Below are 25,525 nucleotides of genomic sequence, written 5' to 3'. Positions count from 1 at the left end.
CAGAGAAATGAAGTTGCTCCGGCTAACCCGGGGTTGTCAGAGTCTAGGCCGAACCGCAGCGGCACAGCGGATCGTTGGACTGTCGTTTGCAGATGGCGCACGGCTGGTAGTAGAGGTGTTCGTCCACCTGCATCTGCGGCGGGTTCTTCGCGCGGCTGAAGTAGGTCGAGTTGTAGGTGTAGAGCAACTCGCCCGGAACGCAGTGGTTGTCCTTCTCCACGGTTATGTTCGCGCGCACGACGATGCTTCCGAGCTCGGCCGGGATGTTCTCAGTGTCCAGCGGGCCGGGATCGTCGGCGATACCCGCGGCCTTGTCAACCGATCCGAGGGTGATCCCGAACTCCAGGTCGTGCAGCGACGTCGCCTCACGGTGCCTCTTCAGGTCGGACATCGCCGTCGCATGGAGGACGCCGTCTGCGTCGATCACACTTCGGAGCGTGAGCCGTTCGACGAACGGTCGTGCGGCACTGTCGACGCCGAGGCTGATATTCCCGATCTCGTCACGAGGGTCCGACCGCTGAGCGTTTCCCCCCGGCCGCATCGGGGTACAGAACTGGAACTTCGCACGCCCGTCCCGCGGGTCTGCGCAATACAGCTCGAGTGCCTCGTCGGCCATTTCCTGACCCTCGAAGGGCACAGGAGTGCCTGCCTTCAGCACACGGTGGTAGGAGCCGCGGGCCAGCTGCACCTCGATGTCCTTGGCCAGCTCGAGCTGCTGCCGGTCGTAGGCAATCCACGCCGCACCCTGGGCGATCAGGGTCGCGCTGTTCTTCGACACCTCGACGCGATGCGCGCCGAGGCACTCACGCAGCCTCGCCGAGATGGCGGGCATGCGCGACATGCCACCGGTGACGAGGCACAGGGCCACCTGCGATTCGCTGATGTGCGCGGCATCCAGCAGCGACACGACGTGGTCCATCGCCCGGTCGATGAGCGGCTTCGCGAGTGTCTCGAGTTGGGAGCGCGTCATCTGATAGGTAAGCGGAGACCCTGTCGTCGGATCGAAATTCCTGATGTAGAGGGTGGCCGACTCCTCCGACGACAAGTGAATCTTCAACTGCTCGCACTTGTGGCGGAGCTGCCGGCGCCGCTCCGGGTCCACGTCGACAGCCCCCTCCGTCGCATGCGTGAGGACCCAGTTGCGGAGAGTGTCGTCGAAGACGTCGCCGCCGAGATCGCCGGTGCCACTGTTCTGCAGTTGCACGACCCGACCGTCCTCCAGACGGCACAGCGTGAGGTCCAGCGTGCCGCCGCCCCAGTCCACGACCAGGATGTTCTTGCGATCATAGCGCCGCACGAAGTCGGTTCCCATGTGAGGACGGAAGTGGCCATACAACGCAGCAAACGGCTCGTGAACGAACTGCACGACGCGAATTCCGGCGCGTGCATAAGCATCTCGGAGTGCGCTGCGACGGGGACCGTTCATGTCCACTGGAATGGTCGCCACGGCATCGGTGATGTTCGAGAGGTACCCCGCGTTACGCACGGATGCGACGGCACGTTGACGAACGTGGTCGATGACGTCCTGGGTGACGTCGATGGGACTCCTGTCGACGCCTCCGACCGAGATGGTCTCGTCGCCGAGGTACGTCTTCGGGGACTTGACGAAGTTGCCGTGCACCCCAAGCCCGATCGCGTCCAGCGCTTCCTTGGCTTCCCGCCCGACAACTGTGCGGACGCCCTCGTACTTGACCACGGACGGGACGGGTTGGCCGTCGTCGTCGACGAGGTCGTACACCCGCTCGTTGTCGACCACTGACACCAAACTGTTGGTGGTGCCGAAGTCGAAGCCTACGACGGTCATGTTGTCTCCCCCTGAGAATCAGGTGTGGTGCGTGGTTGAAGCTTGGTCAGACTGCCTCGTAGATTATTGACTGCACGTCCGACAAATTCCTCGGTGATCTGGTGCTGACCGTGGCCGAGCGCGTCGATGGCATCCTCGAGCGCGTCGATCTGCTGTGCGATGGTCCGTGCGGTATCGACGCGGAGCACCTCGAAATCGGAGGTGGCGCCCATCCGCTCGCTGACACGGGCGGACACCTCCGCCTGGAGTTGTGCACGGGCACCGTCGAGTTGCTCTCCGAGTTGATCGGCCCGCCGACGTTCGGTCTCGAGTTCCGCGGTGAGTCGCTCGACTTCGGCACGCGCGGCCGCAGTGCGTGACACCGCAGCTTCGAGTTCGTCCTCGACGACGCGGCGCTGGGCGCGCGCGTGCTCGACGATCAGCGACGCAACCTTGCGCGACGCCTTGGGGAGCGCGACCAACTTCTCACGGTGTGTGGTGGATTCGGAGACCGCGGTGCCCGCACCCCACACCTCGTCGGCGAGGGCATCGATCAGCTTCGTGGAATCCCACTTCGCCGCCGCAGCAGTAATGAGCACGGCGACATGTGCCGCGTTGTCCTGCAGGGCAGCCAATGCGGGCGGCTTGAGGCCCGACTTGCCGTCGAAATCACTGTCGAGAAGGTTTCGAAGCCGGGTGATAAGCCGGGGCAAGGTGTCGTCGTCGGCGTCGCCGGGCAGCAGGCGCGACAACCGCTCTTGGAAGACGGAGTCAGCGGAGAACGCCGAGTGTCTGCCCAGGATTAGGGCCGCGAGTTCGGTGAGATTCCGTCGCGCGAATCCGGTGAGGTCTGATCTGTCGGCGGTCACCATCAACGACAGCGGGGCCGTGAGTTTGACGTCGCGCGCAGCGATGCTGTCGATCTCATCGGCGAACTCTGCGAGGTTCGCCTGCTTAGCGATCGCGAGCCGAGCGGGTGAGCTCTTCTTCAGCTCCATCGGTTTGAGATCGCCGTCAGCGTCGACGAGAAATCTGACGAAGTCGGCAAACGACTCCACAGCCCCGATCGACATCTTCTCGGGCGGTGCCTCAGCATCCGGGGCATCGGCCGGTGCTGCCTGCCCGCGGCGCTCGCTCACAGCGGACGTATCTTCGGATGTCGGCTGCGAGTCCGGCTCGCGGACATCGGAACTCATCGAATTTTCGGCCGGGTCGGTGTCCTCACGTGATGGGGCCGAGTCCAGTTCGGCTTCACCTGAGCCCTCGGTGCCTGGCGAGTCCACGGCCTGCTCATGCCCGAAACTAGCGTTGGATGCAGCCGTGTCCTCCGGGACGGCCGGGGCCGCGTAGTCGACGGCGCCCTCGACGCGGGTTTCTGCCAGAGTTCCGGCGGCATTCGTCGGCTCGATTTTCCTAGCGTTCGGCAGCGATGCAGGCGCGCTACTCGTGCGGTCGTCGGTCATTCTCGTTCCTACTTCCACCAGGGCAGGAGTCGGGTCCACCACGACCTCCTGTGTGGTTCGGTTCCCTCGGTCGTTTCGCGGCTGACGTCGTTTTGTGTTTCGAGGGTGCTGGCGGTCTCCCACGGCGGTGTGTCGGATACCGGGGGTGTTGTGTTGGCCGGATTGGTCGGGCTCACCTGTCTGCCTGCTCTGGCGACCACCGCGGTTCCGTCCGCTCGGCTGCCCGTCGATGAAGTCGATGAACCCGCGCGGATCGGCGTAGGGGCGCCGGCGCCCCGTCCCGCTGGATTCGTTCCCGCTGCCGCGGCGACGGGCGGTGTTGTCACGCTGCCCGTTCGCGCGGCTGCCGCCGGTGCTATCGGATCGATCGGCGCGGTCCGGGGCGCTCGCGGCGTTCCCGGCTTTGGTGCTGCGGTCGTCGCGGTGCGCTGAGGGGTGGATGCGCTGGTCGGATTTGTCGGAGGTTTTGCGCTTCGGCTTGTTCGTCCCGCGATGGTGCTGCGGCGACTGGCTGCCGGACGAGGCGTCCTGGTCCCGGTTTGGGGTACTGCCGCTCGTTCCTTTGCGGGCGCCGTGGTCGCCGCTGCCGTGTGCCATATTGGTCCTTCGTTGGTGATGAGGTCGAGACGGGTGTTGACCCAGTGTTCGGGCAGACCATTCTGCACTGCAGTTCGGACAAGCTGGGATGCGCGTGGATCGCCCGTGACCAGGTGATGCTCGGAGATGAAGAGGACAGCCTTGAAGCGGTCGTAGGAATCGAGGGCGACTGTCCCGAAACCCGCGACCTGGTCTGTGGTCGCCCGGTCGAGCGGCAGGCTGCACAGCGACACGAGCGAGGCAGTCCGATCGTCCATCAAGAGTCTCTCGATGTGCGCCAGGTCGCCGTCGATTCCGGACCGCTCCGTCTGCCTAGGCGTGGCGCCGAGCATCTCTCGAAGACGTGCAGACACCGCGCGTAGGCGGGGACTGAGGGCACGCTGTTCGGCGTCGCCGAAATGGTTGAAGTGGAATGAGATCAGGCTGGTGATTGCATACGCCGCCGACCGGTCTATATCGCGGAGAAGGTCTGCCGCCCGGTTGAGTTTGTCGCGGTTGCGGGCATCCGTTTCGGGATCACTCGTGATGCCGCGGGCGGCCAACCAGTAGAGGTAGTCGGCGATGCCACCTGCGTAGTTTCGTGCCGACGAAAAGGTCTGCGCACGTTCGAAGAATCGGCTGATCGAACTCGATGTAATGTCGCCGCCCTCGATCAGGTGCACCAGCGCCGCGTCGACACCTTCGAGATCCTCGACGGTGGAGATCGAGAAGTCGAACTCGAAACGCCTCTCCGACCGATCGTTTCCGAGGAGGACGTCCACCACGCCACGCAGACCTGACAGCTGTGCGGCGAAGTCCGCGATCGGAATTTCGACCCCGTTCAGCCGCGCCCACGTGCAGTTCGTCGTTACCCACTCCGCCGGGGTGGTCGCACGCTGCACGAGCAGTCGGGCGTCACCGCACAGCCGACCGCGGTGAAGCAGCGCCGGACGCGAAATCGGGTGGTGTAGCAGAACATGCTCGCGAAGTTCCGCCAACTTCGAATAAGTTGCAGCGCAGTCTGCGCAGCGCAACTGCAGAGGTGCGGGTGGACCCGGCGGTGGGGCGAACAGTTCTTCGTGAAAGTCGGCGTAACCCGACGACCAGTGAGCCAAGGCGTGTCGATCCTTTGTGAAGGGGGGCGTGGACTGTCGCGGAGTCTCGGTCTACCTCACGGGCTCTGATCGCTGGTCACGAGCCGGCACGATACAGAGTTCCAATGCGGATCAGGCGTCCGTTCCGAATACCCAGGTCCAGGCAGGCTTCCAGTCGGTCTCGGCTGGGTCCGGCGAGGCGTTTCTGGTTGAAGACGGCCATTGTCTCCCGCATGACCGCTTCGGTGTCGAGTTCGCGGCCTGTGCAGACGGCGTTCATCGCGTTCAGGATCTCTTCGGGCGCGATGTCGTTGAGTGAACGCGTGACATCGTCCGGGGTGGTGCGGTAGCCGCGCCAGGTGATGCTGTCGATCTGGCGGGGCCACACGAAGCTGCCGAGCGGGTCGGTGTGGATCAGTTCGGCGGGCACGCAGGAGATGACGAAATCCTTCCGCGCCGCGGACACCCGGTCGAAGCCGAACCGCCGCGCGACGTCACGAGCGAGCCGTCCCAGTTCGACCGGGCCTTCGGCGTCGACGGTTTCCCTGGCCGCGTCGGTGATGACGCGGCGCACGGTCGCCGAGTTGACGCGGTCGAGGTCGTCGCGGCCTCCGAGCGGAGTGATCGGGGCCGTGGCGTAAAGAACTCCACGACCGTTCCAGTCGCGCTCCGCGACCCGCGGCGGATCAATAGTGATGTCGAGGTCGGGGTCGGTGGTCACTGCTGCCTTCGCGACGAGGCGCGGAGTGTCGGTGGGAGCGTCAGCGACGCCAACCTCGAACGTGCTGCCCCACTCGAGATCCGGTTCCGTGACGTCCGTTGCGCGGGCCGCCGACAGCGTGTCCACCTCGGCGGCGGCACGAGCTTCGGCCTCGGCGATCTCAGCGGCTCGCGCTGCCGCCGCGGCTTCCAGTTTTTCCTCGAACAGGCGCCGACGTTCCTTCGCGCATTCGACGGCGGCATCGACTCGGGTGAGAACGGTGTCGGGGTGGTCGATCCAGTCCGGCAGCCACACCCGAAGGTACGCACCCCAGTTCATCAACGACTCGAGAAGCTGGGGCGTCAGGTCGCGGTCGGACACCGTCGGGCGTTCGGCCCACTGCGGACCGTCGAGGAGAACTGCCACCTGCCAGTGGTCGGCGCCGGGTTCGCGCACGACGATGTCGAGGACGAACTCGGAGAGGCCGTAGTTCGCTTCGACCTCTTAGCCGCGTGCTTCGAGGGCAGCGCACACGCCGGCTCCCACCACGTCGTCGTCAGTGCTGCTCCTGCTGTGGCCGGCCTCAGTGCCCTGGTCGGCCATCTCGAGGTAACCACGCAGGTGGGCCAGACCGACGGACCGGGTTCGCGACAGGTCGATGTCCGACGGGTCGAAGGATGTGAACACAACCACCTTGCGGCGCGCCCGCGTGACCGCGACGTTGAATCGCTTCTCGCCACCGGATCGACTGAGCGGACCGAAGTTCAACGGCAGCTTCGGTTCACTCGGCTTCTTCGAGAACGCAGTCGTGAACAGGATCACGTCTCGTTCGTCACCTTGCACGTTTTCCAGGTTCTTGACGAAGATGCCTTCCTCGGTCTCGGGTCGAAGCTGTTCCCGCACCAGCGGGTCTTCGCACTCGTCGAGCAGGTCCTGCACGAGGGTTCGCTGCTGGGTGTTGAATGTGACGACTCCGATGCTCTGGCCGGCCAGATGCGGTGTCGACAAGCGCATCCGGATCTCGTCGACGATCGCCTCCGCCTCGACCCGATTCGTGCGGAACTCGGTCTTCTTGTTCTCCCTGTTGAAGTGGCCGTGCAGCCGCCGCCACTCCACTCCCGCGGTCGAGTCACCACCCGGGGACGGCAGGCTGGCAAGGCGGCCCTCGTAGTACTTCTGGTTCGAGAAGTTGATCAGTGACTCGTCCTGGCTGCGGTAATGCCACGACAACCACAAGCGAGGCACGCCCGACTCGACGCATTCGGTGAGGATGCTGTCGAGGTCCTCGGGAGCGAGCTCGCCCTCCTCGTCCGCCTCGTCATCATCGGCGGCGGTGACCTGACCGAATGACGTCGGCGGCATCTGCTGTGAATCTCCGACGATGATCGCGGACCGTCCCCGTCCGAGCGCCCCTATCGCCTGGGGAACCGTCACCTGCGATGCCTCGTCGAACACGACGAGGTCGAAGGTGGCCGACCCGGGCGGAACGAACTGTGCGAGTGACGCCGGGCTCACAAACACACACGGCGTCGCGGCAAGAATATGTTCTGCGTAGCGCGACATCAGATTTCGGAAGGTGGCTCCGCCACGCTTGCGGTCGAGCAGTCTTCGCAGTTCCCCGACCTCGCCCTTGAGTGCTCCGGCCTGGAACGGGCGTCGTCTCAGGAGCGCGGCGGGAAGCGCACGGACCTGCTCGGCGCGCATGGCGTTCGCCGCGCGGACGAAGTCGTCGATTTCGCCGTCACGAAGTGCGGTGTCGAAGTTCGTCAGCCCGTTCGCGTTGCGTCGTTCGGTCATCGACGCCCGCGCGGCACCACGGAGGAACGCGACCTCGGCGTCATACGACGAGATTCCGCCCGAAAGGAGTAGATCCACGAACTCGGACAGTCCAGCACGGCGAAGCGGGGCGAGAAACGCGGACATTCGGGACCAGCCGAGGAACCGTTTGCCCGCGGAGTGTTCTACCTCCTCGGTCCACGTTGCGGTGTCACGCTCCCACGCGGCGAGCCAGTGCTCGCCGTGTCGCCACCGGGCATCGTCATCGCGAGTGGTGCCGAGGCATCCACGCCACTGCGACCACGACTCCGCTACCTCCTCGAGAATCTCGGTGTCCGGGCCGGTGGGGAATCCGACCGATGCGAGCAGGTGCCACAACTCCGGCATCCCGTCGGCAAACGCCACTGTGGCAGAGATGTAGTCGATCACCGGATCGAGCTCGCGCGCACTCCCCGGTGCGAGAGGATTCCAGACCGGCGGCGCGAACGGGCCGAGGAGGCTGTGCGCGAGACCCTGAATTCTCGCGATGTGCTCGCGGGCAGTGGGAATGGCACGCAGGAGTGGGAGGACGGTGTCCGGCGTCAGATCGACGTCGGGATTGGCGAACGGTGCGATGTTCTTCTGGAACTGTTCGACCTTCTTCTTCTTGCCGAACAGGCCCTTGCCGCTCTCGTCGGCCTCCGTGATCAATGGCTGGACGTCCCCCGACTCGACAAACAGCGGAGTGAAGGTGGACAGGAGTGGTGCGCAATACTGCTGCAGCCGCCCGATCTCGGCGATCAGCGACTCGCGCGTAGCGGCGAACTGCGGACCGCGCATCCACGCAAGTGTTGCGCCGTCCGGTACGGGACGACCCAGCTGCCGCTTGGCCTGGGGCAGGAGCGAGGCAAGGACGGACGGGTCGTCGATCCGTGTGAGAAGCGCCCACACCCGTGACACGGATCGAGCTGCGTCGAAAGCCTGCGCCAGACGCACTGCCACCGAGGGGATCTGATCGCGGGCCGCGCCGTCCGGGATCTCACCGGCGATCGACCACGGGCTCCCGGAGCGCACCTCGATCGACTGTGCTGCGCGCGAGAACTGCCCCAGGGCATCGGCGATCGTCGAGAAGGACTCACCCGGATTCGCGACGTAGTTCGCGGGGATCGGCGCGGCAACCCCGTCCCCGACCGTCAGGATGTCCTCATACGAAGTCCACAGCGACTGCTCGGCACCGTTGCGGTCGTGGATTTTCGCGGGGTAGTCGGCGAGCGGACCGTAGCGGGACCGGAAGTCGGCGAGCTTTGCGGTCCACGCGTTCTGGTTGTACCGGCTCGTGTTGTCGATCGCGATCTTGAGCTGCTCGCGGATCTCCCTCGGGCTCTGACTCTTCCCGTGCAGGTCGAGGGTGAAATCGGCGAGCCCGACCTTCCCGAGGCGCTTCTTGACGACGTCCAGAGCCGCCTGCTTTTCCGCTACGAACAGGACGGTCTTGCCGTGATCGAGCGCGTGAGCGATCAGATTGGTGATGGTTTGCGACTTGCCCGTGCCGGGAGGGCCCTCCAGGACGAACGTGCGACCGGCAGCCGCCAGCGCGACGGCCCGCAACTGCGAGCCGTCCGCGGGGATGGGGACCGGAACGGACGTCTCGTCCACGTCGATGTCGTCGAGACCAAGGTCGCCGGTCACATGGGGGTCCCGGAACGATTCGCCCGCGTTGTGGGTGAGATGTCGGACGATGGGGCTCCGCTCGAGGACGTCCCAGTGGTCGGTGAGGTCCTTCCACATCCCGAAGGTGCCGAACTGGCAGATCGAGATCGTTGCCAGCTCGTCGATCCGCAGGTCTAGGTCGTTCTCTACGAGTGCCGCTCGGATACCGCGCAGCGCCTCCGTAATGTCCAGTCCGCTCTGGTCCAGCTTCGGCTTCTCCAGCGCGTCGATCGACACGTTGTGTTTGAGGCGCAGCCACTCCACGAGGCAGTAGTTCGGGGTGGCCACCTCAGAGGTGTCGACGACGATCTGGAAGGGGCTCCGCCCGGTGCCACCGGTGATCCTCACAGGCAACAGGAACAGGGGTGCGCGTGCCTCCCTACCCGTCGATGTGTGATGGATCAGTGCACCGAGCGTCAGATACAGGTTGGAACTGCCGGTCTCCTCGAGGAGCGTGCGTGCGGTTCGTCCGAGCTCCTTGAACCGGCGGGCATAGGACGACCGGGTGACGGCGGCGAACACCTGCCGATCCTTGGAAAGGTACGACAGGAGCAATTCCGGCTCGATGTCTGCGGCCTGACGGGCCCCTTGGAGCTGGTGGATGGACGACAGGTCGTCATTCGGTGCCAGCGTGATGGACTTGCCCGAGTGAATGAGGTCGTCGAGGAGCGGCAATCCCGCGGTGGGCACGTGGAGGTCGACAACCTGAGCCGAGGCCTTCAGGTTGAGGAGCCGATTCCGGGTACTGAGATCGAGCAGTGAGCGCTTCCACTTCCGAACTCGAGCGGGTGAGGTGTCCGTCGGGTCGAGCACAGCGTCGCGATCCGAGTCTCGGGACAGCAATTCGGCGGGCAGCGAGAGCGTCCGGTCGGTCAACGGCGTCGGTTCGCTCACCTGTGTGGGCGCAATCGCGTCGGCCGTGGGAAGCGGAAGCATGCCGTCCTTACGCGCGGTGGACACTCCGATCACGCCGTCGAGCGTGTGCGGAGCCGCGAAATGCCTCTTCGCGGTCGCGACAGCAGATCGGAAGTCTCCATTCGGGGAATCGTCGTAGAAAATAGCCTCCACCGGCACCGCGATCCCGGATTCGACCAGATTGACGAGCGCGTTCTGTTCTGTGATGGACGTATGCGTCAGCTTCTTGTCCTCACGGAGGAAGCCGGCGAAGGCGTGCCCCGTCGTCAAGAAGATCAACGGGTGAAGTCCGGTCGCCTCGAGACATGCCGCGTAGGTCACGGCCAGGTCGATACATGTTCCGAACTGCTCGTCGAGGACCTGCGCCGTTGTGCGGACCTTCTGGCCGGTCCGTTCGAACGAAGCCGGTGGGTTGATGTACCGAATCCCACGCGATCGGAGCGACTCATACACCGCCGCGGCGATCAGGGCGGCGCGCTCGGTGCCACCCTGGTAGCCGCCGAGGGAAGAATCGCCGGTCTGGGCGAGCAGGAGGTCCGACGCGCCATCGAGCACCGACCGAACCGATGCGGTGTTCGGCTGCACGAACGCCGCGAGCGAGTCGAAGAAGACCGGTGCGTTGAACCACTCGTTGTGAGCGAGGACCTTGATCGGCGCGGTGACGTGAATGTCCGCGCCCCACAACCGGGAAACGGTGACGGTGATCGTCGCGGGATGGCTCTCGTTCAGTGCCCGCAGATAGGGAGTCGAGGGGACGAAGTCGCGGAAGTCGTCCCAGGACGCGACGCCCTTGTCGGGCAGATCACCGTCGAACGTCTGTGTCCACGGTGGAACGAGTTCCTCGCCGTTGCCGTGGAGACCCATCGTGACCGTCAGATCGACGATCGAGACGCCGGAGTTGTTGGTGACACGCAGACTGGACAGCAGCGGAACGCTGTTGTGGACGAGGGCGAGGTTGATGGCCGGTTGCGCCAACACCTCGACGGTCAGACCGGAGTCGCCAGCCGTGGTCACGTCCCACACCGGTTCAGTCGTCACCTGTTCCTCCACAGTTTCGAGGACTTCCAGTCCACGCGGTAAACGCCGGGCAACCCGAAATGTGCCAGCGATCGGATATCGCTGCGGGCAGGGCAAATGTGACATTCGAGTCGGAATCGGTCGAAGGCGCTGCCGGTCGATCGGGCTGGTGATGCGCCGATGACCAGGCGACTCTGATTGTCGCTCGCATGCTCTCTAAACCGATCCTCGCTGCTGTGCGTGTCCGTTTTGTTCGAAGCTTCAACGATCTTCGCAGGTGGGTGAGCGGCCGTCGGGTCGGGGTCGCGGAATCGATCAGCTATGTCATGCGATCGAATGACAGGCATCTCGGATCGATGGTGCAGGTCGACGCGATCGGCACGCGCAGCGCGCCCACCAGCTGCCGGCGAAGTGGCCCTGGGCTGGCCGGCCGCACCGGAAGCCTGGCGCTGCTGGGTCGGCGGGTGAGCCGCAGAGTATTCACGACGAGGTTGGGCGATACTGTGCCCGAATGACCTCCCCGGTGAACCTCGCATCGATCACACGTCCAGCAGTCCTGCAGGCGATCGCGGAGTACGACGAGCTGGGCCAGGCAGAGTTCCTGCGCCGGCGAGGCTTCGGGGAGTCCCGCAACTTCAGGCTGGTGTACGGGGGTCGCTTCTACGACTCCAAGGCCATCGCCGGCGTCGCCCACGGGTATGCGACCGGACGGTTCGTCGACAACTCCGAGTTCTCCGGCGGCTTGGCGACGGTCGCGGAATCCCTGAACAGCCTCGGATTCGTCGTCGACCACGGTGGCAAGCACGCGCGGGGCGGACTGCTGTGGGACCTCGAGAACACCACAGTGTTCACTCGCGGCGGTAAGAGCGCCGCATACAAGTTTGTCGTATTGCGCTGGGCCGTAGACGGTCCCGACCCGCAACGTGAACCGGTTCCGCTGTCCAAGGTTCGCGTCGAACTCGCCGCGCTCCTCTCGCCGTTCGCGGTCGGCGACTCCGCGCCCCACCCTGCCGATCCCCGGGTGGCCCTGCGCAGCAGTGGGTGGTGGACGCTCGAACTCCCCGACGGCGTCAAGGAGGAAGGCCTCACCCATCAGCAGTTGCGCAGACTCGCCATCAAGGAGGACCTGGCGGCCGGGCTGAACGAGGGCGTCCGGGAGAAGCTCCGCGACCCGCTGTGGCGGGACGAAGCGACGGCGGTACTGACGCGCAGGATCAGTGAGCTGGCCGGTTCGTCTTCAGCCTGACAGTCGGAATGCTGCGTGGCGACGCCATAGGGAACTCGGGGTCGGCAACCGCGTCGAGCGCTCACTGCTCCCGATGTGTCGTGCTCTTCGATCGGCGAGCAGGTCGGGGACCGGGTTGCGCCGAAGGGGGACGGTATGGAATCCGAGTGGACCGTGATCGATCGATCGGCCGGGGCGCGGTGAGCTTCTACGTAAATCCGGAGGCACTGGAATCGCTCTCGCAGTTGAGGGCGAGTAGTACGCACTGGTGCCGCAGCCTCCGGACCCCCGCACTCCACGATGAAACCGGGCGCGGCACTCGGCGGAAGGGGTCGCGTCGGTGACCGCGTCGAGCGCGGCCCGGCTGGCGCTCCACCGCGACGGCTGCTGAGTCGTCTCCCTCGGCACCGTTCGAGGCGACTCGGGTGAAACGGGCATATCGGGAGTGGCGGCTGCGCCTAGACTCCGAAGATGGTGCGCAACGCGAAGGCTGCACGTCAGCAGCCCACCGATCAGCGTTCGGCGTTCGACAGGTTCGTCGAGCAGATCGAACTCCGGGTCAGCCAGGCGCCGTTCTTCGGGATCTGCGCGGGAGTCGTCGCGCTGTGGGTCGTCAGCATCCCGCTGTGGAAGGACCTCCACGAGTGGCAGATCGCCATCCACACCGCCGGTGCCGTCTTCACGTTGCTTCTCGTGGTCCTGCTCGAGAATGCCAGCCGCCGCGCCACGGAGGCTCTGCAGGAGAAACTGAATGTCATCGCCGAGGCGCTCGCCGCCCTGCTCGATTCCTCCGCCCAGGACAACCCGGAGCTGAAGAAGGCGGAGGAGAAGCTGCGGGAGGCCGTCGGGCTCGAAGACCGGCACTAGCCCATCCACCCCTGTGACTTGGCACACCAAGCAGGTAAGTTATGTGTAACCGCAAAAACTACTAACCAGTAGGGGTACGAAATGCCTGTTCCGACCGCCGCCACGTTCGCGCGGCTCGCCGACCTCATCGCCATCCCGGATGCGGCGGATCGCCCGACGCGGTCCGTCGTCGAGGCGTTCACGGGTAAGGAACTGGCCACCGTCCCGGTCGGTACCGCTCAGGACGCCAAGGACGCGATCGCACGCGCCCGGGTGGCGCAGAAGGAATGGGCCACGCGTCCCGTCACCGAACGCGCCGCGATCTTCCACCGGTACCGCGACCTGGTGCTCGAGAACCGCGACGCCCTGATGGACATGGCTCAGGCCGAGACGGGCAAGTCCCGCGCCGCCGCGCAGGAGGAGATCCTCGACATCTCGATGACCGCCCGCTACTACGCGCGCGTCGCCCCCAAGCTGCTGCGTCCCCGCCGCATGTCCGGCATGCTGCCCGGCCTCACCAAGACGGTCGTGCGGTACCAGCCGAAGGGCGTCGTCGGCGTCATCTCGCCGTGGAACTACCCCATGACCCTCGCGGTGTCCGACGCCGTCGCCGCACTCCTCGCCGGCAACGCCGTCGTCCTCAAGCCCGACAGCCAGACCCCGTACTGCGCCCTTGCCTGCGTCGACCTGCTGTACCAGGCCGGGCTGCCGCGCGACCTGTTCGCCGTCGTCCCCGGACCGGGCTCGGTGGTCGGCACCGCCCTCGTCGAGAACACCGAGTACCTGATGTTCACCGGGTCCTCGGCCACGGGTCAGCTCCTCGCCGAGCAGGCCGGTCGCCGTCTCATCGGCTTCTCCGCCGAACTCGGCGGCAAGAACCCGATGATCGTCACCGCAGGCGCGAACCTCCGTGAGGTCACCGATGCCGCCGTCCGCGCCTGCTACTCCAACTCCGGGCAGCTGTGTATCTCGATCGAGCGGATCTACGTCGAGGAGTCCATCGCACCCGAATTCACCCGGATGTTCGGGGAACGCGTCCGCAACATGAAGCTCGGCGCCGGCTACGACTTCGGGATCGAAATGGGCAGTCTCGTCTCCGAGGCGCAGGTCAAGGCCGTGTCCAGCCACGTCGACGACGCCGTCGTCAAGGGCGCCACCGTGGTCGCCGGCGGCAAGGCGCGCCCCGACCTCGGACCCCTGTTCTACGAGCCGACGGTTCTGACCGGTGTCCCCGAGGACGCCGAGTGCTACCGCGACGAGACGTTCGGACCGCTGGTCTCGATCTACCCCGTCGCCGACGTGGACGAGGCGATCGAACGCGCCAACGACACCGAGTACGGCCTGAACGCCAGCGTGTGGGCGGGAACCAAGGCGGAGGGAGAGGCCATCGCCGCACGGATCCACGCCGGAACCGTCAACGTCGACGAGGGTTACGCCCCGGCCTGGGGCAGCACCGGTGCGCCGATGGGCGGCATGGGAGTGTCCGGTGTCGGGCGCCGCCACGGCGACGACGGGCTCCTCAAGTACACCGAACCGCAGACCATCGCCACCACCCGCATACTCAACCTCGGCGGTCCGCGGGGACTGTCACCGAAGGTGTGGGCCAAGATCATGCCGCCTTTCGTGAAGGCGCTGCAGTGGATTCCGGGCCGCTAGGCGTGGACCGCGCGAGCATCCTGATCGACGTCCCGCCCGGCACGGTGTGGGACGTGGTGACCGACATGGAGGGCATGGGCCGGTTCAGCCCCGAGAACACCGGGGCGCGCTGGACGTCGGGCACGCCCGCGACGGTGGGGGCGCGGTTCGTCGGCGCCAACCGGCACGGACCGGTCCGCTGGAAGACCCACTGCACCGTCGTGGATGTGATTCCGGAACAAAAGTTTTCGTTCGAGGCGGACGAGCCGAAGGCGCGCTGGACGTATCACCTCGAACCCTCCGGTTCCGGCACGCTCGTCACCGAGACCCGGGAGATCTACGCGACTCCCGTGTGGTGGGTGCGGCTGGTGCAGAAGTCGAAGGTGCTGGGCAGCGACCGCGACCAACTGATGCAGGACGGGATGCGGCAGACCCTCGAGCGCATGAAAGTCGCCCTCGAGAGCTGATTTTCCACCCTGGGGTGCCGATTCTTCACCCTAGGGTGGCTGTCGCCGGCGCGCGCAGGGCCCGAGACTGAACGGTGTCCACACCTCTCGGAGGCGTCTCCCATGAATCCTCGGCCGACACCCGTCGAAGCTGGTCGGTCGTGCCCTGACGTCCGCCGTGAGGACGTATGGTTCTCCTCGCGGGGACAGCGCTGCGCCGCCTGGCTGTACCGGCGCCGGTCCGAAACTCCCACAGCAGCACCCTGTGTGGTGCTCGCGCACGGCTGGAGCGGCGTGCGTGAGCAGAGACTCGACGCGTTCGCGGAACGGTTCGCGGCCGCCGGAGTCACGGCGCTGGTGTTCGACTACCGCTACTTCGGTGCCAGCGAGGGCGAACCCCGCCAGCTGCTCGACATCGACAGTCAACTCGACGACTGGGACAGCGCCGTCGCGTTCGTGCGCAGCCGTCCGGACATCGACCCCAGCCGGGTCGCGCTCTGGGGAACGTCACTGTCCGGCGGACTCGTCCTGACGGCGGCGGCGCGGGACCGGCGGGTGGCCGCGGTCGTGTCGCAGGTTCCGTACGTCGACGGTCTGACGAACCTTCCCCGACTCGGCATCGCCGGGCTCGGTCGCATGGCGGTCGCCTACCTGCGGGACCGGTATGCCCAGCTGCGGCACCGGCCGCCGTACATGTTTCCCGTCGTCGGGCCACCGGGCTCGTTCGCGGCCATGACCACACCCGACGCGGAGGCGGGATATCACGGAATGGATCCGCCCGGTTCGACGTGGCGCAACGAAACACCGGGGCGGGTGGCGTTGCAGGCGGCGCTGTACCGGCCGACGAGGACGGTCGCGAAGATCGCCTGCCCCGTCTACTTCGCCATCGCCGACCACGACGTCGTCACGTTCACCCGCACTGCGCGGAAGGCTGCGGCCAAGACCCCGGGCGCCGAGGTGAACGTGTACCCGGGCGGTCATTTCGACCCCTACTTCGGCGAGCTCTTCGAGCGGGTGGTCGCGGACGAGACCGACTTCCTCGTCCGCCGTCTCCGTCCACCGCCCTAGCTACTCACCGCGCCGAACTGTTCGCGCAGAACACCTTTGACGACCTTGCCGCTGGCGTTGCGGGGCAGTTGGGGAAGGACCTCGACGAACTTGGGCCGCTTGTAGCGGGCGACCCGGCCGTCGAGCCAGTCCGCGAGGGCATCGACCTCGAGCGCCGCCCCGGCCCGCGGGACGACGACCGCGACAGGAACCTCACCCCAGCGCTCGTCGGCACGCCCGATCACGGCGACGTCGAGGATGTCCGGGTGGGCGGCCAGGGCATTCTCGACCTCGGCGCAGTAGATGTTCTCCCCACCCGAGATGATCATGTCCTTCTTGCGATCCACCACGTACACGAACCCGTCCGAGTCCACCCGCACGAGGTCGCCGGAGTGGAACCAGCCGCCGTCGAACGCGTCCGCGGTGGCCTCAGGGTTCCGCCAGTACCCCTCCATGAGTCCCGGCCCACGGTAGACGATCTCACCGATCTCGCCCTGCGCCACGTCGTTCATCGCCTCGTCGACCACGCGCATCGCCACGGTGTCGATCGGTTTCCCGACCGACCCGATCTTGCGCACGGCGTCCTTGCCGTCGAGCATGCACGTCACCGGGGACATCTCGGTCTGCCCGAAGAAGGCGACGATCGCGGCGTCGGGGAAGGCGCCGTACAAGCGGTCGAAGAGTGTCGGGGTGGCGGGCGCGGCTCCCCAGCCCAGCACCCGCAGGGCCAGATCCCGCTCCTCGGGGCCGGCGTCGTCGAGGATGGCCTGCCACTGGGTGGGCACCATGAACACGCTGGTCACCCGCTCACGCTCGAGCGTGTCGAGTAGCTCGGTCGCCTCGAACGCACCGGTCGGGTGGATCACGATGGTGGCGCCGATCAGCAGGAACGGTCCGACGCTGCCGAGGGCGGCGATGTGGAACAGCGGGGACGAGACCAGGTTGACCTCGGACTCGGTGTCGAACAGTCGCCATCCCCGGATGAGGGTCAGCGCCTGCGCCTGCAGATTGAGGTGCGACAGCACCGCGCCCTTCGGACGCCCGGTGGTGCCGGACGTGTACATGATGGCGGCGGGGGAGTCTTCCGCCACGTCCGCGATCGGGACGTCGGGATCGGCTGCGCGCAACTGCGTCTCGAGCGCGACGTCGTCGGAGGCGTCGCCGACCACGAGAACCGGCACGCTGTCGTCGATCTCCGCGGCGAGACCGGTGAGTGAATCCTCGACGACCACGACGGTGGCGTCGCTGTCGGCGACGATGAACCGCACCTCGCCGGGGCTGAGCCGGAAATTCACCGGGACCGCGATCGCACCCAGGCGAGTCGCGGCCAGCATCACCTCGAGGAACTCGGGGCGGTTGGTCAGCAGCAGCACGATGCGGTCGCCACGGCCGACACCGCGGGCGGCGAGGACCGCCGCGGTCCGCGCGCTGCGGTCCTCGAGCTCACGCCAGGTGGTCGAGGTGCCCCGAAACCGGAGCGCCACGGCATCGGGTTTCGCGAAGGCGTGCCGGGCAACATGATTGGCCCAGTGGATGCGCCGGGCGGCGAAGGGCTGAGCGTTCGTCGTCGCTGTCATCGGGGATGCCCTCAGCCGTGGCCGAACACGGCCGGTCGCTTCTCCAGGAACGCCGCGACGCCCTCCCGGAAGTCGGGGGCGGCGAGGAGGTCGAGCTGACCCGTGCGCTCGCGGGCGAACGCGTTGTCGAGTTCGACGAGGGTGGCGTCGTTGACCGCGTCCTTGGTGAAGTGGAACGCCTCCGACGGTCCGTCGGCGAGACGTCGCGCGAGGGCGTCGACGGTCGCGGCGAACTCGTCGTCGGGGAACACGTCGGCGATCAATCCGGCCGCGAGAGCCTCACGTGCAGGCAGTCGTTCGGCCAGAAGCGCCATCTTCAATGCGCGGGCGCGGCCGATCGACGCGGCCACGAGTGCGGTGGCACCACCGTCCGGCATCAGGCCGACCTTCGTGAACGCGAGCAGGAAATAGCTCGACTCGGTGGCGATCGTGAGATCGCAGGCCAGGGCGAGAGAGACCCCGACGCCGGCGGCGGGACCGTTGACCGCGCCGATCACGGGCCGGGGGAACGCGCGAATCGTGGCCGCCGTCCGGTTTGCAGCGTCGATCGTCGCGGCCGACGGCGGACCGGACGTCGTCTCGCCACCCAGGTCCGCGCCCGTGCAGAACGCGCGACCGGCGCCGGTGAGGACGGCGGCCCGGACCTCCGCGTCGCCCGCATGCTTGTCGAAAGCGTCGCTGACGGCGTCCAGGGTTTCGGTGGTGACCGCGTTCATGCGAGCGGGACGGTCGAGGGTGACGCGGAGGACGCCGTCGTCGACGGTCGTGTCCACACCGGGAATGTCGGAGCTCATGGGGATCCTTTGTCAGGAAGGGCGGACGGAGAGTGCGATCTTGCCGGTGGCGGACCGGGTTTCGAGCGTCCGCAGTGCGTCGACGGCGTGCTCGAACGAATAGACGGTGGGTTCGGTGATTCGAAGTGCCCCGGATTCGACGAGTGGGCTCAGGGCGGCCCACTGCCTGTTCGTGTAGCCGGGGTTGGTGCGCGCGTACTCGCCCCAGCCCGCGCCGAGTACCGAGATATTTCGCAGGAGAAGGCGATTGACCTTGACGGTGGGGATCTCGCCGCCGGTGAAGCCGAGGACGACGAGTCGCCCGTTGGGAGCGAGGCTGCGCAGGCTGTCGGTGAAACGGTCGCCGCCGACCGGGTCGAGGATGATGTCGACTCCGCGGCCTCCGGTGAGGTCGCGGACCCGGTCCTTCCAGCCGTCCACGAGGACGACGTGATCGGCGCGGTTCGCCTTCGCGATGCCGGCCTTCTCCTCGGTGCTGACCACGGCGATCGTCTCGAGCCCCAGCGCGGCCGCGACCTGCAGTCCGGCCACCCCGACACCGCCCGCGGCCCCGTGCACCAGCACGGTCTCACCGGTGCGGTAGCGGGCCCGCTCGTCGAGGGCGAAGTGCACGGTCAGGTAGTTCATCAGGAAGCCCGCCCCGGCTTCGAGCGACACCGAATCGGGCAGCGGGAACACCGAGTCCGGCTCCACCGCGACGGTCTGCTGCCACGCTCCGTCCGACGCGAGGACGGCCACCCGCTGTCCGGCCCGGAGGTCGCTGTCCGCCGGTGCACTACGGACGACGCCCGCGCCCTCGACTCCGAGCACGAACGGCAGTTCGCGGACGATCTGGTAGCTGCCGGTGGTCTGCAGCAGGTCGGGAAACGAGACTCCGGCGGTGTGCAGGTCCACGACGACGAGGCCGGTTCCGTCGGGTTCGTCGATCTCGGCGAGCTGCACTCCGGCGGGGCCGGACGCGGTGGTCAATTGCTGGGCATACACGTGGTGATCTCCTCCGTCGGTCCCTGAATATCCATACCAGACGCAACTGAACGGGCGCTAGATAAATTCGACCATTGACCGTGTCGGTGACGCCGTGGTACTAACTTTAACGAGCGATCAGTAATCATGGCGAGGCGGAGGACGAGACGTGCCAGAACAGACGGAGACGACGGAGGCAGCCGCACTGTGGGAGCGGCGCGGAGGCATCGGCATCATCACGCTGAACCGCCCCAAAGCGCTCAATGCGGTGAACGGCGCGTTGTCGACCGCAGTGGGCAATCTGCTCGAGCAGGCCGAGAACGACCCCGACGTACGGGTGGTCGTCGTGACCGGGTCCGGCCGCGCTTTCTGCGCCGGCGCCGACCTCAAGGCCCTCTCCACGGGCGGGAACATCGCTGCGGAGGGTCACCCCGAATGGGGCTTCGCCGGATACGCGCAGCACTGGATCAGCAAGCCGACCATCGCCGCTGTCAACGGCTTCGCCCTCGGCGGCGGCACCGAACTGGTGCTCGCCAGTGACCTCGCTGTCGTGGACGAGGAAGCGAAACTCGGATTACCCGAGGTCAAGCGCGGACTGTTCGCCGCCGCCGGTGGCGTGATCCGCCTGCAACAGCAGATCCCGAAGAAGGTCGCGCTGGAGATCGCGCTGACCGGCGAACCGATCACCGCGGCGCAGGGGAAGGAACTGGGCCTCGTCAACCGGGTCGCCCCGGCGGGCACCGCCCTCGACGTCGCGCTCGAACTCGCCGAGCAGATCGCCGCGAACGCTCCGCTGTCGGTGCGCGAATCGAAGGCCATGATCCACCGCACCGCAACCGAACCCGACTGGGGCGACCGGGCATGGGAGGCGAACAACGCCGCCATCGCCACCATCTTCACCAGCGCCGACGCCAAGGAAGGCCCGACGGCCTTCGCCGAGAAGCGCCAGCCGGTCTGGCAGGGCCGCTGACCCGTGAGTACTTGTTAACGCCCCGCGGTTAATAAGTACTCACGGGCGGCGCAGCCGCACACTCTCTCCTCCTCGAAAGGGAACATCATGACCAACGCTGTCATCGTGGACGTCGTCCGCCTCGCCTCCGGCAAGGGCAAGCCGGGCGGCGCGCTGTCCGGTACGCACCCGGTCGAATTGCTCGCGCACGTGCTGCGCAGCATCGTCGAACGCAACGGCATCGACCCCACCCAGGTCGACGACGTCATCGGCGGCTGTGTCGGTCAGGCCGGCGAGCAGGCACTCAACATCTCCCGGACGGCGGTGCTGTCGGCCGGATTCCCGGATTCGGTTCCCGCGACCACCGTCGACCGCCAGTGCGGCTCGAGCCAGCAGGCGGCGCACTTCGCAGCCCAGGGCGTCATCGCCGGCGCCTACGACATCGTGATCGCCTGCGGTGTGGAGTCGATGTCCCGTGTTCCGATGGGCACGACCACCATCGGGCAGGACGCGTCCGGCCCGGGCATCGCCGCCCGCTACCCCGAGGGACTCGTCAACCAGGGCATCTCCGCCGAACTGATCGCCGCCAAGTGGAAGTTCGACCGCGACACCCTCGACAGTTTCTCCGCGCAGTCGCACCAGCGTGCCGCCGACGCCTTGTCGAAGGGGTTGTTCGACAAGGAGATCGTCCCGATCTCGGTCACCAACGCCGCCGGTGAGACGGTGACGCACACCGCCGACGAGACCGTGCGCGCCTCGACCACGGCCGAGGGACTGTCCGGGCTGAAGTCGTCGTTCTACTCCGAGAAGTACGCGGCCCGGTTCCCCGAGGCGCAGTGGCACATCACCCCGGGCAACTCCTCCCCGCTGACCGACGGCGCGTCCGCGGCGCTGATCATGAGCGAGGAGATGGCGTCGAAGCTGGGCCTGACCCCGCGGGCACGGTTCCACTCGTTCGCCGTTGCCGGTGACGATCCGGTCTTCATGCTCACCGCGCCGATCCCGGCGACGAAGAAGATCCTCGCGAGGTCGGGGCTGAGCATCGACGACATCGACGCCTACGAGGTCAACGAGGCGTTCGCGCCGGTGCCGCTGGCGTGGGCGCACGAGTTCGGGGCCGACCCGGCCAAGCTCAACCCGTGGGGCGGCGCCATCGCGCTCGGACACGCACTCGGTTCGTCGGGCACCCGCCTGCTGAGCACCCTGGTCAACAACCTCGAGGCCACCGGCGGACGCTACGGCCTGCAGACCATGTGTGAGGGCGCGGGCATGGCCAACGCCACCATCATCGAACGCATCTGACCCACTTCCCCGAAAAGTCCTGCTTCCGAAAGGTATAGACATGATCGTCAACGACAGCGTCGCACTCGTCACCGGCGGTGCCTCGGGCCTCGGCCTGGCCACCACCAAGGCCCTGCTCGCCGACGGCGCCAGCGTCGTCATCATCGACCTGCCCTCGTCCAACGGTGAAACCGTCGCCAAGGAACTCGGCGACCGCGTGCGCTTCGCTGCCGGCGACGTCACCAGCGAGGCCGACGTGTCCGCCGCACTCGATGTCGCGGAGTCGCTCGGACCGCTGCGTGTCGCGGTGAACTGCGCCGGCATCGGCAACGCCATCAAGACCGTGAGCAAGAACGGCGCGTTCCCGCTGGCCGACTTCACCAAGATCGTCACCGTCAACCTGATCGGCACGTTCAACGTGATCCGCCTTGCTGCCGAGCGCATCTCGAAGAACGAGCCGATCGACGGCGAGCGCGGCGTCATCATCAACACCGCCTCCGTCGCCGCATACGAGGGCCAGATCGGTCAGGCCGCGTACTCCGCGTCCAAGGGCGGCGTCGTCGGCATGACCCTGCCGATCGCCCGCGACCTCGCGTCGCTGCTGATCCGCGTCAACACCATCGCGCCCGGCCTGTTCAAGACGCCGCTGCTCGGCTCCCTGCCGGAGGCGGCGCAGCAGTCGCTCGGCGGTCAGGTCCCGCACCCCTCGCGTCTCGGCGACCCGTCCGAGTACGGCGCGCTCGCCGCGCACATCGTCAGCAACCCGATGCTCAACGGCGAGACCATCCGTCTCGACGGCGCCATCCGCATGGCACCGCGCTGATCGGCGAACTGTGACGCTGCGCGAGGACGGGCCGACCGTGACGGAGCCGGTGTACGCCGACTGGCGGACGTTCGAGGCCCTGCCGCTGACGCCCATCCTCGAGCAGGCACTGGATCTGTTCAACGAGAACGGTTACCACGGCACGACGGTGCGGCAGATCGCCCGTAGTGTCGGGGTGACCGTTCCCGCCCTGTATTACCACCACGAGAGCAAGGAAGCCGTTCTCGTGGCCCTGTTCGAAATGCAGATGCGCGAGCTGAACGACCGCGCCGAGGCAGCCGCCCGCGAGGCCGGCGACGACGCGGTGGCGCAATTCTCCAACGTCGTCGAGGCGATCGTCCTGTACATGACGTACCGGGTGCGGCACGTCTCCCTCGACACCGAGTTGCGGCACGTCTCGGCCGACAGCCGCAGCCGCTACGCCGCGTCCCGCAAGCGGCTCGAATTGATGTTGGTCGACCTCGTCGCCGACTGCGTCGCCCGCGACGTGTTCCACAGTGGGGACGTCCCCGAGACCGTGCGCGCGCTCCTCGGGATGTGTCAGTCCATTCCACGCTGGTACCAGCCGGGCGGGGCACTGACCCCCGAGCAGGTCGCCGACCGCTACGTCGACATCGCCCTACACACCGTCGGGTATCAACCCGCCCACTGACATCGCGCCGGGTCCACCGAGCCGGACGAGCTCGTCCCGGCGACAAGGAGAGACCATGCAGCGCACCCTTTTCGACAAAGACCACGAAGCGTACCGGGAGACCGTGCGCGAGTTCCTCGCCCGCGAGATCGAGCCGAACTACGAACGGTGGGAATCCGAGCGGCTCATCGACCGCTCGGCATGGCTGGCGGCCGGCAAGTCCGGGATCGTCGGACTCGGTGTACCCGAGGAGTTCGGTGGCTCAGGCGTCACCGACTACCGGTTCCGGTACGTCGTCGCCGAGGAGATCGCCCGCACCGCGACGACATCGTTCGGTTCGGGACTGTCCCTCCAGGACGACATTGCCATCCCGTACATCGTGAACCTCGGCACCGACGAGCAGAAGCAGCGGTGGCTGCCCGGCATGGCCGCGGGCGAGCTGATCGGCGCGATCGCGATGACCGAGCCCGGTGCCGGCAGCGACCTGCAGGGCGTGAAGACCACCGCCGTGCGCGACGGCGACGAGTGGGTGATCAACGGCCAGAAGACGTTCATCACCAACGGCATTCACTCCGACCTCGTCATCGTCGTCGCGCGCACCGACCCGAACGCCGGTTCCAAGGGCTTCTCCCTGCTCGTCGTGGAGCGGGGCACGCCCGGCTTCAGCCGTGGCCGCAAGCTGCACAAGGTGGGCCTGGCCGGTCAGGACACGGCCGAGCTCGTGTTCGAGGACGTGCGGGTACCCGCGAACAATCTGCTCGGCACCGAGGGTCGCGGATTCGTTCATCTCATGGAAAACCTGCCCCTCGAACGCATTTCGATCGCGGTCAACGCAATCGCCGCAGCGAAGGCCGCCTACCGGTGGACGAGGGACTACGTGTTCGAGCGCAAGGCGTTCGGCAAGCCGATCGGCGATCTGCAGAACACCCGGTTCGCGCTGGCGGAGATGCTCACCGAGATCGAGGTGACCGAATCGCACATCGACCGGTGCGTACTCGCGTTGAACGCGGACGAACTCACCGCCGTCGACGCGTCGAAGGGCAAGTGGTGGGCCAGCGAGCTGCAGAAGCGTGTCGTCGACCGCTGCGTCCAGTTGCACGGCGGCTACGGCTACATGATGGAGTACCCCATCGGCCGCGCGTACGTCGACAGCCGGATCCAGACGATCTACGGCGGCACCACCGAGATCATGAAGGAAATCATCGGCCGCGATATCGCGGCAGGATAGGCGGCTCCGCCGCCCGTGCGTGGTTGACGAGTCTCTGGACTCCTTAACCGCGCACGGGCGCGAAGCGCCTAGAGCAGGCGAGCCCGCGCGTCACCGTATTCACGGGTGAGGCGCTCGACGATCTCCGCTGCCGGGACGACGGCGTCGACGGCGCCGATACCCTGTCCGGCGCCCCAGATGTCGCGCCAGGGCTTGGCCTCCGACTTCGCGGCAGTGTCCGCGTCCTCGCCGACACCGAAGTCCATGGCGGACGGGTCCGACACGGCGAGGTTGTGCGGGTCGAGTCCGGCGGCCTCGATGCTGCCGCGCAGGTAGTTGCCGTGCACACCGGTGAACAGGTTGGAGTAGACGATGTCGGACGCGGTGGAGTCGACGATCATCTGCTTGTACCGCTGATCCGCGTTGGCCTCTTCGGTGGCGATGAACGCGGAGCCGATGTAGGCGAGGTCGGCGCCTGCGGCCTGCGCGGCGAGGACCGAGCGGCCGTGGGCGATGGACCCCGACAACAGGACCGGTCCGTCGAACCACTCGCGGATCTCCTGGATCAACGCGAACGGCGACAGGGTGCCCGCGTGTCCGCCGGCGCCGGCCGCGACGGCGATGAGGCCGTCCGCGCCCTTCTCCACGGCCTTCTTCGCGAACTTGTTGTTGATGACGTCGTGGAGAACGATGCCGCCGTAGCTGTGGATGGCCTCGTTGACGTCGGCGCGGGCGCCGAGGGACGTGATGACGATCGGGACCTCGAACTCGACGATGGTCGCGAGGTCCTCGTCGAGGCGGTCGTTGCTCTTGTGGACGATCAGGTTGACCGCGTAGGGCGCGGACGGTGTCTCGGGGTTGTTGGCGTCGTGCTTGGCGAGGGCTTCGGTGATACGGGTGAGCCATTCGCGCAAGACGGGCTGCGGGCGGGCATTCAGGGAGGGGAAGGAGCCGACGATGCCCGACGTCGACTGGGCGATCACCAGGTCGGGACCCGAGACGATGAACATCGGCGACGCGACCACAGGCAGGCGAAGCCGGTCTTGCAGGATGGGGGGCAGGCTCATGAATTTCTCCTTGATGCAGTG

The 25,525-nt window shown here is 66.8% G+C and carries 19 protein-coding genes; 10 read left to right on the top strand and 9 right to left on the bottom strand.

The features are described from left to right. Positions 1–43: 43 nt before the first annotated feature. From WKC72_RS02380 to WKC72_RS02360, 5 genes are all read right to left on the bottom strand, one after another. A complete protein-coding gene (locus WKC72_RS02380) occupies positions 44–1,804 on the bottom strand; it encodes an Hsp70 family protein (protein WP_370181626.1) in 1,761 nt (586 codons plus the stop codon). Next, positions 1,801–3,246: a hypothetical protein gene (locus WKC72_RS02375; protein ID WP_370181625.1), complete on the bottom strand. Its 1,446-nt coding sequence runs from the start codon at positions 3,244–3,246 to the stop codon at positions 1,801–1,803. Before WKC72_RS02375 ends, WKC72_RS02380 begins: the two co-directional genes overlap by 4 nt. A gap of 8 nt (positions 3,247–3,254) precedes the next feature. Further along, complete coding sequence (locus WKC72_RS02370) at positions 3,255–4,820, bottom strand: hypothetical protein (protein WP_370181624.1); 1,566 nt, start codon at positions 4,818–4,820, stop codon at positions 3,255–3,257. A 193-nt stretch (positions 4,821–5,013) separates the two neighbouring features. Beyond that, positions 5,014–6,072, bottom strand: coding sequence for a hypothetical protein (locus WKC72_RS02365; protein WP_370181623.1), 1,059 nt, complete (start codon positions 6,070–6,072; stop codon positions 5,014–5,016). A 48-nt stretch (positions 6,073–6,120) separates the two neighbouring features. Next, the gene (locus WKC72_RS02360; protein ID WP_370181622.1) at positions 6,121–11,034 is read right to left on the bottom strand and encodes a DUF4011 domain-containing protein; all 4,914 of its coding nucleotides are present in this window, start codon (positions 11,032–11,034) and stop codon (positions 6,121–6,123) included. Positions 11,035–11,524: 490 nt separating this feature from the next. Here WKC72_RS02360 and WKC72_RS02355 point away from each other — a divergent pair, with 490 nt between their 5' ends. The 5 genes from WKC72_RS02355 (at position 11,525) to WKC72_RS02335 (ending at position 16,233) form a co-directional block, all read left to right on the top strand. Further along, entirely contained in the window at positions 11,525–12,259 is a 735-nt protein-coding gene (locus tag WKC72_RS02355; RefSeq protein ID WP_370181621.1) for a hypothetical protein, read from the top strand. A 450-nt stretch (positions 12,260–12,709) separates the two neighbouring features. Beyond that, the gene (locus WKC72_RS02350) at positions 12,710–13,105 is read left to right on the top strand and encodes a low affinity iron permease family protein (RefSeq protein WP_005248960.1); all 396 of its coding nucleotides are present in this window, start codon (positions 12,710–12,712) and stop codon (positions 13,103–13,105) included. A gap of 81 nt (positions 13,106–13,186) precedes the next feature. Then, positions 13,187–14,740 carry a succinic semialdehyde dehydrogenase gene (locus WKC72_RS02345; protein ID WP_370181620.1) on the top strand — a complete coding sequence of 518 codons (1,554 nt, stop codon included), beginning with the start codon at positions 13,187–13,189 and terminating at the stop codon, positions 14,738–14,740. A 2-nt stretch (positions 14,741–14,742) separates the two neighbouring features. Beyond that, on the top strand, positions 14,743–15,186 hold the full coding sequence (locus WKC72_RS02340) for an SRPBCC family protein (protein WP_037228401.1): 444 nt from the start codon (positions 14,743–14,745) through the stop codon (positions 15,184–15,186). Between the two features lie 102 nt (positions 15,187–15,288). Next, entirely contained in the window at positions 15,289–16,233 is a 945-nt protein-coding gene (locus tag WKC72_RS02335; RefSeq protein WP_370181619.1) for an alpha/beta hydrolase, read from the top strand. Here the strand turns inward: WKC72_RS02335 and WKC72_RS02330 are convergent. From WKC72_RS02330 to WKC72_RS02320, 3 genes are read right to left on the bottom strand one after another with little or no spacing between them, the layout of a single operon-like run. Then, positions 16,230–17,789 (bottom strand): long-chain-fatty-acid--CoA ligase, encoded by a 1,560-nt coding sequence (locus tag WKC72_RS02330; RefSeq protein ID WP_370181618.1) that lies wholly within the window; start codon positions 17,787–17,789, stop codon positions 16,230–16,232. The genes WKC72_RS02335 and WKC72_RS02330 overlap by 4 nt on opposite strands. Before the next feature lie 11 nt (positions 17,790–17,800). Beyond that, positions 17,801–18,583, bottom strand: a complete 783-nt coding sequence (locus WKC72_RS02325; RefSeq protein ID WP_370181617.1) for an enoyl-CoA hydratase — start codon at positions 18,581–18,583, stop codon at positions 17,801–17,803. Between the two features lie 12 nt (positions 18,584–18,595). Next, a complete protein-coding gene (locus tag WKC72_RS02320) occupies positions 18,596–19,567 on the bottom strand; it encodes an NADPH:quinone oxidoreductase family protein (RefSeq protein ID WP_370181616.1) in 972 nt (323 codons plus the stop codon). 148 nt (positions 19,568–19,715) lie between these two features. On the opposite strand from WKC72_RS02320, the gene WKC72_RS02315 reads away from it, so the two are divergent. The 5 genes from WKC72_RS02315 (at position 19,716) to WKC72_RS02295 (ending at position 24,458) form a co-directional block, all read left to right on the top strand. Further along, positions 19,716–20,516 (top strand): crotonase/enoyl-CoA hydratase family protein, encoded by an 801-nt coding sequence (locus WKC72_RS02315; RefSeq protein WP_037228391.1) that lies wholly within the window; start codon positions 19,716–19,718, stop codon positions 20,514–20,516. Positions 20,517–20,603: 87 nt separating this feature from the next. Beyond that, entirely contained in the window at positions 20,604–21,797 is a 1,194-nt protein-coding gene (locus tag WKC72_RS02310) for an acetyl-CoA C-acyltransferase (protein WP_370181615.1), read from the top strand. A gap of 40 nt (positions 21,798–21,837) precedes the next feature. Continuing rightward, positions 21,838–22,599, top strand: a complete 762-nt coding sequence (locus WKC72_RS02305; RefSeq protein ID WP_005264856.1) for a 3-hydroxyacyl-CoA dehydrogenase — start codon at positions 21,838–21,840, stop codon at positions 22,597–22,599. A gap of 10 nt (positions 22,600–22,609) precedes the next feature. Further along, a complete protein-coding gene (locus WKC72_RS02300; protein WP_370181614.1) occupies positions 22,610–23,251 on the top strand; it encodes a TetR/AcrR family transcriptional regulator in 642 nt (213 codons plus the stop codon). Positions 23,252–23,306: 55 nt separating this feature from the next. Then, entirely contained in the window at positions 23,307–24,458 is a 1,152-nt protein-coding gene (locus tag WKC72_RS02295; RefSeq protein ID WP_370181613.1) for an acyl-CoA dehydrogenase family protein, read from the top strand. Between the two features lie 68 nt (positions 24,459–24,526). On the opposite strand, the gene WKC72_RS02290 is transcribed toward WKC72_RS02295, so the two are convergent. Beyond that, positions 24,527–25,504 carry a nitronate monooxygenase family protein gene (locus WKC72_RS02290; RefSeq protein ID WP_037228381.1) on the bottom strand — a complete coding sequence of 326 codons (978 nt, stop codon included), beginning with the start codon at positions 25,502–25,504 and terminating at the stop codon, positions 24,527–24,529. Between the last annotated feature and the right edge of the window lie 21 nt (positions 25,505–25,525).

It is taken from the genome of Rhodococcus wratislaviensis, from assembly GCF_041228765.1.
Taxonomy (GTDB): Bacteria; Actinomycetota; Actinomycetes; order Mycobacteriales; family Mycobacteriaceae; genus Rhodococcus_F; species Rhodococcus_F wratislaviensis.
This window is presented reverse-complemented; position numbering and strand designations above follow the sequence as displayed.

What these genes read in the sequence shown, in the direction of transcription:
- WKC72_RS02350 (WP_005248960.1), top strand. Translation starts at nt 12,710, where the DNA reads ATGGTGCGCAACGCGAAGGCTGCACGTCAGCAGCCCACCGATCAGCGT.
- WKC72_RS02325 (WP_370181617.1), bottom strand. Translation starts at nt 18,583, where the DNA reads ATGAGCTCCGACATTCCCGGTGTGGACACGACCGTCGACGACGGCGTC.
- WKC72_RS02335 (WP_370181619.1), top strand. Translation starts at nt 15,289, where the DNA reads ATGAATCCTCGGCCGACACCCGTCGAAGCTGGTCGGTCGTGCCCTGAC.
- WKC72_RS02330 (WP_370181618.1), bottom strand. Translation starts at nt 17,789, where the DNA reads ATGACAGCGACGACGAACGCTCAGCCCTTCGCCGCCCGGCGCATCCAC.
- WKC72_RS02380 (WP_370181626.1), bottom strand. Translation starts at nt 1,804, where the DNA reads ATGACCGTCGTAGGCTTCGACTTCGGCACCACCAACAGTTTGGTGTCA.
- WKC72_RS02295 (WP_370181613.1), top strand. Translation starts at nt 23,307, where the DNA reads ATGCAGCGCACCCTTTTCGACAAAGACCACGAAGCGTACCGGGAGACC.
- WKC72_RS02345 (WP_370181620.1), top strand. Translation starts at nt 13,187, where the DNA reads ATGCCTGTTCCGACCGCCGCCACGTTCGCGCGGCTCGCCGACCTCATC.
- WKC72_RS02310 (WP_370181615.1), top strand. Translation starts at nt 20,604, where the DNA reads ATGACCAACGCTGTCATCGTGGACGTCGTCCGCCTCGCCTCCGGCAAG.
- WKC72_RS02355 (WP_370181621.1), top strand. Translation starts at nt 11,525, where the DNA reads ATGACCTCCCCGGTGAACCTCGCATCGATCACACGTCCAGCAGTCCTG.
- WKC72_RS02305 (WP_005264856.1), top strand. Translation starts at nt 21,838, where the DNA reads ATGATCGTCAACGACAGCGTCGCACTCGTCACCGGCGGTGCCTCGGGC.
- WKC72_RS02375 (WP_370181625.1), bottom strand. Translation starts at nt 3,246, where the DNA reads ATGACCGACGACCGCACGAGTAGCGCGCCTGCATCGCTGCCGAACGCT.
- WKC72_RS02290 (WP_037228381.1), bottom strand. Translation starts at nt 25,504, where the DNA reads ATGAGCCTGCCCCCCATCCTGCAAGACCGGCTTCGCCTGCCTGTGGTC.